This window comes from Streptomyces sp. NBC_01549 (genome assembly GCF_026339955.1).
Taxonomy (GTDB): Bacteria; Actinomycetota; Actinomycetes; order Streptomycetales; family Streptomycetaceae; genus Streptomyces.
In genome coordinates, this window is sequence record NZ_JAPEPW010000001.1 from 2,448,039 (window position 1) to 2,460,926 (window position 12,888).

Here is a 12,888-nt window from a genome sequence, read left to right on the forward strand (position 1 = left end):
CCTGGTGGGGCCCCGCCGGGAGCCTGGTCAGCTCTCGGGGCGGTCCTCCGGAGCCACTTCCTTCGCCGGGACGGACTCCGTCACATTGGCGATGGCCGCCGTCGATCCGTTCGCCCCGTTCGTCAGCGACAGCTCCTTGGGGGAGAGCACCGGCGGGCGGGTGGACGGGGTGCGCCGGGAGGAACCGGTCCACGCGGGGCGGGCCGGGCGCTTGACGATGGGAGCGAAGACCTCGGCGATCTGCTCCTTGCTCAGCGTCTCCTTCTCCAGCAGCTGGAGCACCAGCGCGTCGAGGACGTCACGGTTCTCGACCAGGATTTCCCAGGCCTCGTTGTGCGCGTTCTCGATGAGCTTCTTGACCTCTTCGTCGACGAGCGCGGCGACCTCTTCCGAGTAGTCGCGCGGGTGCGACATCTCCCGGCCCAGGAAGGGCTCGGTGTTGTCGCCGCCGAACTTGATCGCGCCGAGACGCTCGGTCATGCCGTACTGCGTGACCATCGCGCGGGCCGTTGCGGTGGCCTTCTCGATGTCGTTCGCAGCACCCGTGGTGGGGTCGTGGAAGACGAGCTCCTCTGCCGCGCGGCCGCCCAGCATGTAAGCCAGCTGGTCCAGCATCTCGTTGCGCGTCGTGGAGTACTTGTCCTCGTCCGGCAGGACCATCGTGTAGCCGAGGGCACGGCCGCGCGACAAGATCGTGATCTTGTGGACCGGGTCGGAGTTCGGAGACGCCGCCGCGACCAGGGCGTGGCCGCCCTCGTGGTACGCGGTGATCTTCTTCTCCTTGTCCGACATGATCCGGGTCCGCTTCTGCGGGCCCGCGACCACGCGGTCGATCGCCTCGTCCAGCATGGAGTTGTCGATCAGCTTCATGTCGCTGCGGGCCGTCAGAAGCGCGGCCTCGTTCAGCACGTTGGCGAGATCGGCACCCGTGAAGCCGGGAGTGCGGCGGGCGACGGCCGACAGGTCGACGTCCTGCGCGACCGGCTTGCCCTTCTGGTGAACCTTGAGGATCTCCAGACGGCCCTGCATGTCCGGACGGTCGACCGCGATCTGACGGTCGAAACGGCCGGGACGCAGCAGCGCCGGGTCCAGGATGTCGGGCCGGTTCGTGGCAGCGATGAGAATCACACCGCCCTTCACGTCGAAGCCGTCCATCTCGACGAGCAGCTGGTTCAGCGTCTGCTCACGCTCGTCGTGACCACCGCCGAGGCCGGCGCCGCGATGGCGGCCGACCGCGTCGATCTCGTCGACGAAGACGATCGCCGGAGCGTTCGCCTTGGCCTGCTCGAAGAGGTCACGGACTCGGGAGGCACCGACACCGACGAACATCTCGACGAAGTCGGAACCCGAGATCGAGTAGAAGGGAACGCCGGCCTCACCCGCGACGGCGCGCGCGAGCAGCGTCTTGCCGGTACCAGGAGGCCCGTACAGGAGCACGCCCTTGGGGATCTTCGCCCCGACCGCCTGGAACTTCGCCGGCTCCTGGAGGAACTCCTTGATCTCCTGGAGCTCCTCGACCGCCTCGTCCGAGCCCGCGACGTCCGAGAACGTCGTCTTCGGGGTGTCCTTGGTGATGAGCTTCGCCTTGGACTTCCCGAAGTTCATGACCCGGGAGCCGCCGCCCTGCATCTGGTTCATCAGGAACAGGAAGACGACGACGATGAGGACGAAGGGAAGCAGCGACAGCAGGATCCCGAGGAACGGGTTCTGCTTGGACGGCGAGACTGTGTAGCCGTCCGGAATCTGCTTGTTCTGGAACTTGTCCTGAAGTGTGTTGGCAAGGTTGACGCCCTGGTCACCGATGTAGCTCGCCTGGATCTTGGAGCTGCCGGAGACCTTCTGGCCGTCCTTGAGCTGCACCTTGATGACCTGCTCGTCACCGGTGGTCAGCTTGGCCTCTTGGACCTTGTTGTCATTGATCGCCTGGACGACCTGGCCGGTGTCCACTGTCTTGTAGCCGCCGGACGAGCCGACGACCTGCATCAACACGACCACGGCAAGGACGGCCAGCACGATCCACATGACCGGCCCACGGAAGTATCGCTTCACGTCCATCCATACGGAGCGGTGCCGCCCCGTCCCTCCTGCCATAGTGAGTTTGATAAAGACTTATAAAGACTGTTCTTCGGACGGTACCCCAGCATTGTCACCCGAAGTCGCAGGGGACGACTGGCAATCCCGCCCACGCATGCTCCAACGGCGCGAAACCCGCTGGGGTTCCCGATCGTCTTACGAGGACTGGGACCCGGAGGTTCAGCCGCCGTAGACGTGAGGCGCGAGCGTACCGACGAACGGGAGGTTGCGGTACTTCTCCGCGTAGTCGAGGCCGTAGCCGATCACGAACTCGTTGGGGATGTCGAAGCCCACCCACTCCACGTCGATCGCGACCTTGGCCGCCTCCGGTTTGCGCAGCAGTGTGCACACCTTGAGGGAGGCCGGCTCGCGGGAGCCGAGGTTGGAGATCAGCCAGGACAGGGTCAGCCCGGAGTCGATGATGTCCTCGACGATCACGACGTGCTTGCCCTTGATGTCGGTGTCGAGGTCCTTGAGGATCCGCACCACGCCCGAGGACTGGGTGCCCGCGCCGTACGACGACACCGCCATCCAGTCCATGGTGACGGGGGTGGACAGCGCACGCGCGAGGTCCGCCATGACCATGACGGCGCCCTTGAGGACACCGACGATCAGCAGGTCCTTGCCCGCGTACTCCGCGTCGATCTTCGCGGCCAGCTCAGCCAGCTTGGCGTCGATCTCTTCCTTGGTGATGAGCACCGACTTGAGGTCGGTGCTCATGTCTTTCGCGTCCACCCGCATCACTTTCGGTCGTCCGTCCCACTTTTTTTGGGCTCGTTCACCTACGGGGTGCTGATGTCGCTCCCCTTCGGCTCACTCACGCGGCCGCCCGGACCGCCCGTGACCCGAGTGAGGGGTCCCGGAGAGCCGCGTGAGCGGTCCCGCTGGAGGGTCCGGTTTCAGCCTTGCCGAATCACCAGTCTGCCACCCTGCCGCTGAGCGACGACTTTGCCCGGGAGATTGATGGCTCCCTGACCGCGCCAGCCGGTGATCAGCCGATCGACTTCTTCGATGTGGCGGGCGAACAGCGAACCGGCCGGGGCGCCCGCCTCGATGGCGGCGCGGCGCAGGATGCGGCGGCGCACGGCGGGCGGCAGGGCGTAGAGCTTCGCGCACTCCAGGAGGCCCGCTGTGTCGCGTACGGAGGCCTCGGCCTGGCGGGCCCAGGCGTCGAGGGCGTCGGCGTCGTCGCGGGACAGCTGCGCGGTCCTGGCGAGGGCCTCGACGACTCCCTTGCCGAGCGCCTTCTCCAGGGCGGGCAGGCCCTCGTGGCGCAGCCGGGAGCGGGTGTAGGCCGGGTCGGCGTTGTGCGGGTCGTCCCAGACGGGCAGCGACTGGACCATGCAGGCCTTGCGGGCGGTCTGCCGGTCCAGGTGCAGGAACGGTCGGCGGTAACGGCCGCCGGCCCCCGAGACCGCGGCCATTCCGGACAGGGAGCGGATTCCGGAGCCGCGGGCGAGGCCCAGCAGGACCGTCTCGGCCTGGTCGTCACGGGTGTGGCCGAGCAGGACGGCGGAGGCGCCGTGTCGCTCTGCGGCGGCGTCCAGGGCGGCGTACCGGGCGTCGCGGGCGGCGGCCTCGGGGCCGCCTTCGCGGCCCACGGTCACGGCGAGGGACTCGACGGGGGTCATACCGAGCTCGACGAGGCGGGAGACGACGTCGTCGGCGCGCAGATCGGAGCCGGGCTGCAGACCGTGGTCCACGGTGATGCCACCGGCGCGGATGCCGAGTTTGGGGGCTTCGAAGGCGAGGGCGGAGGCGAGCGCCATGGAGTCGGCGCCGCCTGAGCAGGCGACGAGGACGAGCGGGGAGGACTCGCCTGGGGGACGGGTGTGGTCGGAGAGGACGTCGTGGAGTACGCGGCGGACCGCCAGGCGTATCGCCGCGACCGCAGGATGGGGACCCATGTCCGGTTCCCTTCATGAAGTTTTCGGGGGGTGAGCCCGAGTCTGGTCACTCAGAGTGTGTCGATGGTGACAGAAACGGGCCGTTCCCCGAGCATTGCACGCCTACCGTTGGCTCACGGTCCCTCGGACGGGTGATTGGAGGGGCGTTCTCCTGCCGTCGGCCGAATTCGTTTCACGACCTTGCCGTAGGGTTCACGACTCCGCCTTGCGGTGCACCCGCGCGACCCAGTCCGCCGGTTTGGCGATCTCCGTCTTGGTCGGGAGGGTGTTCGGGGAAGTCCACACACGGTTGAACCCGTCCATGCCGACCTGGTCGACGACCGCGCGCACGAACCGCTCACCGTCCCTGTACTGCTTCAGTTTGGCATCCAGACCGAGCAGCTTGCGCAGGGCGAGGTCCAGACGCGAGGCCCCCTTGGCCCGGCGCTGCTGGAACTTCTCGCGGATCTCGCCCACGGACGGGACCACGTCCGGGCCGACGCCGTCCATCACGAAGTCCGCGTGGCCCTCCAGGAGGGACATCACGGCGGTGAGGCGGCCGAGGATCTCCCGCTGGGCCGGCGTCTGCACGATCTCGACCAGGGACCGGCCCCCGTCGTCCTCCTCGCCCTCGGGGCGGCCTCCGGCGAGGGACTGGGCGGCCTCCCTGATGCGCTCCAGAACCGTCATGGGGTCGACCTCGGTCTCGCCCAAGAAAGACTGGATTTCGCCCTCCAGGTGGTCGCGCAGCCAGGGCACGGCCGTGAACTGCGTACGGTGCGTCTCCTCGTGCAGACACACCCACAGGCGGAAGTCGTGGGGCTCCACGTCGAGTTCGCGCTCCACGTGGACGATGTTCGGTGCGACGAGCAGGAGCCTGCCGCCGCCGTTCTCACCCGCCGGGAGTTCCCGGGTCGCCGGGGCGAAGGTCTCGTACTGCCCGAGGACGCGTGAGGACAGGAACGACAGCAGCATGCCCAGCTCCACGCCGGTGACCTTGCCGCCGACGGCGCCGAGGACCGCTCCGCCCGGGGTGCTCCCCCGCCGCTCCTGCATCTTGTCCAGCAGGGGCTTCAGGAGCTCCCGGAACCCCGCGACATTCGCCCGGACCCAGCCCGGGCGGTCCACCACGAGGATGGGGGTGTCGTGGATGTCCTCCGTGCCCATACGAGTGAAGCCCCGGACGTGCTCCTCCGAGGCCTTCGCATGCCGGCGCAGTTCCGCGACGACCTCTCGGGCCTCGTCGCGGCTCACCTCGGGGCCAGGCCGCACGAGCCGTGTCGCGGTCGCCACCGCGAGATTCCAGTCGACCATCTCGGCACCACCGATGCTCGTCATGCGTCAACCGTACGTGAGCGGGTCCGGGTGCGGTGAGGGGTACGTCGCCGGATATGCCCCGTACTCCGGGGCGCACGGGGCTCGAGGTGCAGGCGGTTCCTAACGGCAGCCGCAGCCCGCCAGCGCCGAAGCCGTGCGGTCCAGGGCCGACTGGGCCGCCGACGGGTCGGTCGTGTCGGAGGCCAGGAAGGCGAAGGCCAGCAGACGGCCGTCGGCGTCGACCACCGTGCCCGCCAAGGTGTTCACCCCCGTCAACGTGCCGGTCTTGGCGCGTACGAGGCCGGTGCCGGACGACTCGTCGGAGTACCGGTCGCTGAGGGTGCCCGTGAAGCCCGCGATCGGAAGGCCGGTCAGGATGGGCCGGAGTTCGGGGTGCGTGGGGTCACCGGCCTTCACCAGAAGGGCCGTGAGCAGGTCCGCCGTCAGCCTGTCGTCCCGGTTCAGACCGCTGCCGTCCGTGAAGTGCGCGCCGGACAGCGGGAGTCCGAGCTTCTTCAGCTCGGCGTCGATCGCCGCCGCGCCACCGTCGAAGCTGGCCGGTCGGCCGGTGGCCAGGGCGACTTGGCGGGCCATGCCCTCCGCGATGTCGTTGTCGCTGTTCGTCAGCATCCGCTCGATGAGGGCGGACAGGGGCGGCGAGGAGACCGAGGCGAGCGACTGCGCGCGGTTCGTCGCCCTGGAGGAGCCGGAGGCCGTCGTCTTGATGCCCTTGGCCCGCAGCAGCTCCGCGAACTTCCCGGCCGCGTCCGCCGCCGGGTCCGCGGTGCGGACGACCGGGCCGCTGGACGAGTCGTCGGTGCGGGCCTCGTCGACCATGAGGGCGCTGACCGGCGCCAGGTTGGGGTTGGCGCCGATGGGGTGGAGGGCGGGGCCGGTGTAGAGCGAGGTGTCGTACGAGAGCGTGACCTGGTCCAGATGACGGGCCTTCAGGGCGGTCGCCGTCCTGTCGGCCAGGGTGCGCAGGCTCGCCCAGCCGGCCGTCTCCTTGCGGGCGGTCAGGGTGGGGTCGCCGCCCCCGACGAGCACGACCTCCTTGGTGCCGGGCTTCAGGACCGCGCGGGTCTCGATGCGGTGGTCGGCGCCCGCCGCGGAGAGCGCGGCGACCGCGGTGGCGATCTTCGTGGTGGAGGCTGGCGTCTGCGCGTCGTCGGCGCCCTTGCCGTACAGCCGCTTGCCGGTCGCCACGTCGACGACCACCGCCGTGCGCCGCGCGCCGAGCGCGGGGTCGCCCAGGAGCCGGTCGAGGGTGTTCGTGAGGGCCTTCTCGGTGGGTGCCGGCACCGCCACCGTGGAGCCGCCGAGACCCATCAGCACGGAGGCGGCGCTGGGGGCGGGCTTCGGCTCCCTGGGGGACGTATCGGAACTACGTCCGTGATCTGCGACACCCTCCCCGTCTCGCGATGCGGCCCAGTCGCGCTCGGCCGTACGCTGACCGGAGGAGTCCCAGGGACCGGCCAGGGCCACCGCCCCGGCCGCGAGTGCCAGACCCGCGGTGGCGGCGACGGCCGTGAACTGCGGGGTCGTGAACCTCACGGAACGCGGCCGGACGGCTTGAGCAGCCCGCGCCATGTGCGGTCGCACGGACTGCGCAGCCCTCGTCACACGCGGCTGCACGGCCCCTGCGACCCGCGTCACGTGCGGCCGCACGGTCCGCTCGACCCGCTCCACAAGCGGTCTCGCGGCCCACCAAGCCCTCAGCTCTGGCACGACCACCAGCCCCTTTCGCGATCACACACCTGCGTGAGGGACACTTAACCACCAGAACTATGTGTTGATCATGGAGGAGCCACCGGTGGAGTTCGACGTCACGATCGAGATTCCGAAGGGTTCGCGGAACAAGTACGAGGTGGACCACGAGACCGGTCGGATCCGCTTGGACCGTCGACTCTTCACCTCGACCAGCTACCCGGCCGACTACGGCTTCGTCGAGAACACCCTCGGCGAGGACGGCGACCCGCTGGACGCGCTGGTCATCCTGGACGAGCCGACGTTCCCGGGCTGCCTGATCCAGTGCCGCGCGATCGGCATGTTCCGTATGACGGACGAGGCCGGCGGCGACGACAAGCTGCTGTGCGTCCCGGCGCACGACCCGCGCGTGGAGCACCTGCGGGACATCCACCACGTGTCGGAGTTCGACCGCCTGGAGATCCAGCACTTCTTCGAGGTCTACAAGGACCTCGAGCCGGGCAAGTCCGTCGAGGGCGCCAACTGGGTCGGCCGCGCGGAGGCCGAGGCCGAGATCGAGCGTTCCTACAAGCGCTTGAAGGAGCAGGGCGGTCACTGATCCCTCCTGAGCCCCGCGGGCCGCGTGACCCCTCCTGGGGTGGCGCGGCCCGTTCGCGTCTCCGTGCGCATACTGGGGCGTACGGGAGGCGCACGGTCTGCAACAGCGGGAGTGGTGGGTGACGGAGGCGGAGGACCGCAAACCGCAGTCGGACGAGGCGAGGAGTGCCTTCGCACAGCCGGACGGCGTGGCACCGGCGGTCGAGGACGAATCGGGGACCACGTCGGAGTTCGCGATCCCCCAGGGGCTCGCGCCGCCCGAGACGACGGGCACCGAGTCCGAGGGGTCCGCGTTCAGCACCCCGCGCACCTACAGCGCGAAGCACGCCCCACCCGCCTTCACACCGGCGACGGGCATCCCCGTGGTCAGTCTGACCAAGGACGTGCCCTGGCAGGACCGGATGCGCACGATGCTGCGCATGCCCGTGGCCGAGCGTCCGGCTCCCGACCTGCCCCACAAGGAGGACGAGGTCGGCCCGGCCGTCCCCCGCGTGCTCGACCTGACGCTGCGCATCGGCGAGCTGCTGCTCGCGGGCGGCGAGGGCGCCGAGGACGTGGAGACGGCGATGTTCGCCGTCTGCCGCTCGTTCGGCCTGGACCGCTGCGAGCCGAACGTCACCTTCACCCTGCTGTCGATCTCGCACCAGCCGTCCCTGGTGGACGATCCCGTGACGGCCTCGCGGACCGTACGCCGCCGGGGCACCGACTACACCCGGCTCGCGGCCGTCTACCGGCTCGTCGACGACCTGAGCGACCCGGAGACCACGTTCTCCCTGGAGGAGGCCTACCGGCGTCTCGCGGAGATGCGGCGCAACCGGCACCCGTATCCCGGCTGGGTGCTGACCGGCTCCAGCGGGCTGCTCGCGGGTGCGGCCTCGGTGCTCGTCGGCGGTGACGCCATCGTGTTCGTCGCCGCGGCGCTCGGCGCGATGCTGGGCGACCGGCTGGCCTGGCTGTGCGCGGGGCGCGGGCTGCCGGAATTCTACCAGTTCACGGTGGCCGCGATGCCGCCGGCCGCGATAGGTGTCGCGCTCCAGCTCGCGCACGTCGACGCGAAGTCGTCCGCGGTGATCACGGGTGGACTGTTCGCGCTGCTGCCCGGGCGGGCGCTCGTCGCCGGCGTGCAGGACGGACTGACCGGCTTCTACATCACCGCGTCCGCACGCCTTCTGGAGGTCATGTACCTCTTCGTGGGCATCATCGTCGGCGTCCTCATCGTGCTCTATTTCGGCGTGAAGTTCGGCGCCGCGCTCAATCCGGACCAGGCGCTGGGCATCTCCGAGCGGCCCCTGGTGCAGATCGCCGCCGCCATGCTGCTGTCCCTGACCTTCGCGATCCTGCTCCAGCAGGAACGATCCACCGTGCTCGCGGTGACCCTCAACGGAGGCGTCGCCTGGTCGGTGTACGGGGCGATGCACTACCCGGGCGGCATCTCACCGGTCGCCTCCACGGCCGTCGCGGCGGGCCTGGTGGGCCTCTTCGGACAGCTGCTGTCCCGCTACCGGTTCGCGTCCGCGCTGCCGTACACGACCGCCGCGATCGGGCCCCTGTTGCCGGGGTCGGCCACTTACTTCGGGCTGCTGTCGATCGCCCAGAACAACGTCGACAAGGGGTTGGTGTCGCTCTCGAAGGCCGCCGCGCTCGCCATGGCCATCGCCATCGGCGTGAACCTGGGGTCGGAGATCTCGCGGCTGTTCCTGCGGGTGCCGGGGGGCACCGCCGGCGGGCGCAGGGCCGCCAAGCGGACGCGGGGGTTCTGAGCGCGGGGGCCTACGAGCTCGGTGCGTTGTGCCGGGTGGCGAGCGGGGCGCGGCTTCCTGGCTCAGTTCTGCGGGTAGCCCTGGTTGTACGGGTTCTGCTGCGCGCCGTACGGCTGTTGCGGATAGCCCTGCGGCTGCTGCTGGGGCGGGTAGGCCTGGCCCTGGTCGTAGTTCGGGTCGTAGTTCGGGTCGTAGTTCTGACCGTAATTCTGGTCGTAGCCCTGGCCCTGGTAGTAACCCTGGTCCTGGTTGCCGTACGGCTGCTGCTGGGGCTGCTGCTGCGGGTAGCCCTGGGCGTACTGGCCCTGCTGGTACGCATCCTGCTGGTACGGGTCCTGGCTCTGCTGCGGCTGGTGCATGCGCAGCGGGCGCGTCGCGTCGTCCATGACGGGCGCCGTGGGCTGCTGCTGGTAGGCGGCCGGGCCCTGGGGGGCCTCCGGCTCCGGCGGGTTCTTCTTGGCCTTGGAGCGCGCCCGCAGGAACTCGATGGCGATCGGGATCACCGAGACGAGGACGATCAGGATCAGGATCGCCTCGATGTTGCTCTTGACGAAGTCGATCTTGCCGAGCCAGGAGCCGAGCAGCGTGACGCCCGCGCCCCACAGGACACCACCGATGACGTTGAAGGTGAGGAAGGATCGGTACTTCATGCCGCTGACGCCCGCGATGATCGGCGTGAACGTGCGCACGATCGGCACGAAGCGGGCGAGGACCAGGGACTTGGGCCCGTACTTCTCGAAGAACTCGTGGGCCTTGACCACGTTCTCCTGCTTGAAGAGGCGGGAGTCCGGGCGGCTGAAGAGCGAGGGGCCGACCTTCTTGCCGAAGAGGTAACCCGCTTGGTCGCCGAGGACCGCCGCGACGCAGATCAGGGCGACGGCCGCCCACAGCGGGAAGTCAAGCTTGTTCGACGTGATCAGCAGACCGCAGGTGAACAGCAGCGAGTCGCCCGGCAGGAAGAATCCGATGAGCAGGCCGGACTCGGCGAAGACGACGAGCAGCAGACCCCAGATGCCGAAGTTGTCCAGGAGCGTGTTCGGATCCAGCCAGCTTGGACCAAGGGCAAGCGTGTTCACGGTTCCGGGCTCCTGAAGGGGGGAGGAAGAGTACGGCGGTCCTGGGACGGCAGCACATCAGTACTGTCGGCCAAAGCTATCAACGCACAGTGTCCGTGCCAGGTTCCACCAGTGCCCCCAGGATGCACTGTGTGCCCACTGGGACAAAGCTGTGGGCCATGGACCTCCGCGATCGCGGAGGTCCATGGCCCACGACCCCAGTCGGACATCCTGGTCGAGACGACGAACGATGCTCGTGGAGGGTGCCCCTTACCGTCTTGCCGTCAGGCTCCCTGGGAGTGCCGGGCCGCGTTCGCCGTGATCGCGTCCCTGAGGTGCTCGGCGAGACCCGGGCGCATGGAGTCGTAGTACGCCTTGAAGCGCTCGTCGGACACGTACATCGCGCCGAGGCCGCCGTGGAGTTCGTACGAGCAGTCGTAGAACCACTTGCCGATGTGCTGCCGGTGTTCCTCGGCCATGTCCATGGCCCGCTCGCCGGTCGCGGGTTCACCCGCCTCCATGAGGGCGTCGTAACGCTCGCTCCAGGAGGCGACCTCGGCCTGGACGCGCTGCCAGTCGTCCTTGGTGTAGCGGGCGGCACGGCGCTGCGACTCGGCGTACTCCGCCGTGCCGCCCCACCGCCGTTCGGCCTCCTCCGCGTGCTCCTCGGGATCCTTGTCCCCGAAGACCTCGAACTTCTCCTCGGGCGTGAGGTTGATGCCCATCGTGCGTGCCTCCATGGCGTGCTCCACGGCCGCGGCCATCTTCTGCAGCTTCTCGATCCGGGCGGTCAGCAGCTCGTACTGGCGGCGCAGGTGCGCGCGCGGGTCCGCCTCCGGGTCGTCGAGCAGGGCGGCGACCTCGTCGAGCGGGAAGCCCAGCTCCCGGTAGAACAGGATCTGCTGCAGCCGGTCGAGGTCGGCGTCGCTGTAGCGCCGGTGCCCCGCGTGGTTGCGCTCGCTCGGCACGAGCAGGCCGATCTCGTCGTAGTGGTGCAGGGTGCGCACCGTGACCCCGGCGAAACCGGCGACCTGGCCCACTGAGTAGCCCACTTCCGCTCCTTCCTCGGTACGCGTCCCACCATGAGCCCTCACGCCACGTGAGGTGCAAGCCGGAAATCCCGGCGTGCCGGAGGCTCTCCCCTGGGGCGTTGTGCGGCTTTTGCCCGCTTAAGGTGTGGCCGTGAGCACCGATGCGTCCACGGCGACCCCCTTACGGCGTCTGCTGCCGTTGATCGTGCCCTCCGTGGTGGTCGGTGTGGCCGCGGCGCTCGTCCTGCTGGGCGTCAGCCTGCTCGCCGACCGGTTCAAGGACGTGCTGTGGGAGACCCTTCCGGACGCACTGGGCGTGGGCCGCTACTCCGTGCTGTGGATGATCGTGATGCTGACGGCGACCGGCATCGCGGTGGGTCTGGTGGTGTGGAAGGTGCCGGGGCACGCGGGGCCCGATCCGGCGACCACGGGCCTGGTCGACGCTCCCCTGCCACCCGGCGTTCTGCCGGGGCTGCTCGTCGCCACCGTCCTGACGCTGGCGGGCGGGGTGAGCCTCGGCCCCGAGAACCCGATCACGGCCGCCAACGTCGCCCTCGCCTACTGGCTCGGCACCCGGGTGATCCCCGGCTCCGCCGTGGGGCTGTGGGTGGGCCTGGCCGTCGCGGGCACGATCGGCGCCCTGTTCGGGACGCCGGTGGCCGCCGCGCTGATCTTCTCCGAGGTGCTGGCCGGACAGCCGGCGCCCGGCGCCCTCTGGGACCGGCTGCTGCCGCCGCTGCTCGCGGGCGGCACGGGCGCGCTGACCATGACGCTGCTGGAGCACCCGAGCTTCGACCTCGCGCTGCCCGCCTACCCGGGTCCCCACTGGGGCGACCTGCTGAGCGCCCTGGTGGTCGCCTCGGTCGCCGCGGCGATCGGGATGACCGCGGTGTGCGCCCTCCCGTACGTCCACGGCGCCTTCTCCCGGCTCGGACACCCCCTGCTGGCGCTTCCCGTGGGCGGTCTCATCCTGGGGCTGCTGGGGGCGCTGGGCGGGCCTCTGACGCTCTTCAAGGGCCTGGACGAGGTCAAGACCCTCGCCGCGAACCCGGAGGGCTGGTCGGCGGGACGGTTCGCGCTGATGTCCGTGGTGAAGCTGGCCGCGCTGCTGGTCGCCACCTCGTGCGGCTTCCGGGGCGGCCGGATCTTTCCCTCCGTGTTCGCCGGGGTAGCTCTCGGGCTGTGCGCCCACGCGCTGGTACCGCAGGTGAATCCCACGCTCGCCGTGGTGTGCGCGGTCCTGGGTGTGCTCCTGGCCGTCACCCGACAGGGCTGGATCAGTCTGTTCACGGCGGCCGTCCTGGTGGCCCAGCCGGGCGTGCTGCCCCTGCTGGTGCTGGCCTCGGTACCGGCCTGGCTGATCGTCACCGGACGCCCGCAGATGCAGTTGCGCGCCGACGGGAGCTCGATCCGGTGAACCGACAGGCCTCTCCCATCCGATGAACCAGTGGGGACCCGATCC

Annotated in this window: 10 protein-coding genes; 3 read left to right on the forward strand and 7 right to left on the reverse strand. The window is 69.6% G+C overall.

The window, feature by feature from the left end; genetic code table 11:
* Positions 1-27: 27 nt before the first annotated feature.
* The 5 genes from ftsH to dacB form a co-directional block, all read right to left on the reverse strand.
* Positions 28-2,055: an ATP-dependent zinc metalloprotease FtsH gene (gene ftsH, locus OG819_RS10700; RefSeq protein ID WP_266652654.1), complete on the reverse strand. Its 2,028-nt coding sequence runs from the start codon at positions 2,053-2,055 to the stop codon at positions 28-30.
* Positions 2,056-2,253: 198 nt separating this feature from the next.
* Positions 2,254-2,814, reverse strand: coding sequence for a hypoxanthine phosphoribosyltransferase (hpt, locus tag OG819_RS10705; RefSeq protein WP_168509975.1), 561 nt, complete (start codon positions 2,812-2,814; stop codon positions 2,254-2,256).
* Between the two features lie 158 nt (positions 2,815-2,972).
* Positions 2,973-3,980 carry a tRNA lysidine(34) synthetase TilS gene (tilS, locus tag OG819_RS10710; RefSeq protein WP_266627183.1) on the reverse strand — a complete coding sequence of 336 codons (1,008 nt, stop codon included), beginning with the start codon at positions 3,978-3,980 and terminating at the stop codon, positions 2,973-2,975.
* Between the two features lie 192 nt (positions 3,981-4,172).
* Positions 4,173-5,297: a zinc-dependent metalloprotease gene (locus tag OG819_RS10715; RefSeq protein WP_266437889.1), complete on the reverse strand. Its 1,125-nt coding sequence runs from the start codon at positions 5,295-5,297 to the stop codon at positions 4,173-4,175.
* A gap of 99 nt (positions 5,298-5,396) precedes the next feature.
* A complete protein-coding gene (dacB, locus tag OG819_RS10720) occupies positions 5,397-7,010 on the reverse strand; it encodes a D-alanyl-D-alanine carboxypeptidase/D-alanyl-D-alanine-endopeptidase (protein ID WP_266627181.1) in 1,614 nt (537 codons plus the stop codon).
* A 79-nt stretch (positions 7,011-7,089) separates the two neighbouring features.
* Between dacB and OG819_RS10725 the strand changes: the two genes are divergently transcribed.
* Positions 7,090-7,581: an inorganic diphosphatase gene (locus OG819_RS10725; protein WP_054237475.1), complete on the forward strand. Its 492-nt coding sequence runs from the start codon at positions 7,090-7,092 to the stop codon at positions 7,579-7,581.
* 118 nt (positions 7,582-7,699) lie between these two features.
* On the forward strand, positions 7,700-9,340 hold the full coding sequence (locus tag OG819_RS10730) for a threonine/serine exporter ThrE family protein (protein WP_266627178.1): 1,641 nt from the start codon (positions 7,700-7,702) through the stop codon (positions 9,338-9,340).
* 62 nt (positions 9,341-9,402) lie between these two features.
* Here OG819_RS10730 and OG819_RS10735 read toward each other — a convergent pair whose 3' ends face one another.
* Together OG819_RS10735 and OG819_RS10740 are read right to left on the reverse strand one after the other, a co-directional pair.
* Positions 9,403-10,416 carry a VTT domain-containing protein gene (locus OG819_RS10735; protein WP_266649098.1) on the reverse strand — a complete coding sequence of 338 codons (1,014 nt, stop codon included), beginning with the start codon at positions 10,414-10,416 and terminating at the stop codon, positions 9,403-9,405.
* A gap of 263 nt (positions 10,417-10,679) precedes the next feature.
* Positions 10,680-11,447 (reverse strand): MerR family transcriptional regulator, encoded by a 768-nt coding sequence (locus OG819_RS10740; protein ID WP_266649100.1) that lies wholly within the window; start codon positions 11,445-11,447, stop codon positions 10,680-10,682.
* Positions 11,448-11,577: 130 nt separating this feature from the next.
* Between OG819_RS10740 and OG819_RS10745 the strand changes: the two genes are divergently transcribed.
* Entirely contained in the window at positions 11,578-12,843 is a 1,266-nt protein-coding gene (locus OG819_RS10745; protein ID WP_266627172.1) for an ion channel protein, read from the forward strand.
* Positions 12,844-12,888: the final 45 nt, after the last annotated feature.

What these genes read in the sequence shown, in the direction of transcription:
- ftsH (WP_266652654.1), bottom strand. Translation starts at nt 2,055, where the DNA reads ATGGACGTGAAGCGATACTTCCGTGGGCCGGTCATGTGGATCGTGCTG.
- hpt (WP_168509975.1), bottom strand. Translation starts at nt 2,814, where the DNA reads ATGCGGGTGGACGCGAAAGACATGAGCACCGACCTCAAGTCGGTGCTC.
- tilS (WP_266627183.1), bottom strand. Translation starts at nt 3,980, where the DNA reads ATGGGTCCCCATCCTGCGGTCGCGGCGATACGCCTGGCGGTCCGCCGC.
- OG819_RS10715 (WP_266437889.1), bottom strand. Translation starts at nt 5,297, where the DNA reads ATGACGAGCATCGGTGGTGCCGAGATGGTCGACTGGAATCTCGCGGTG.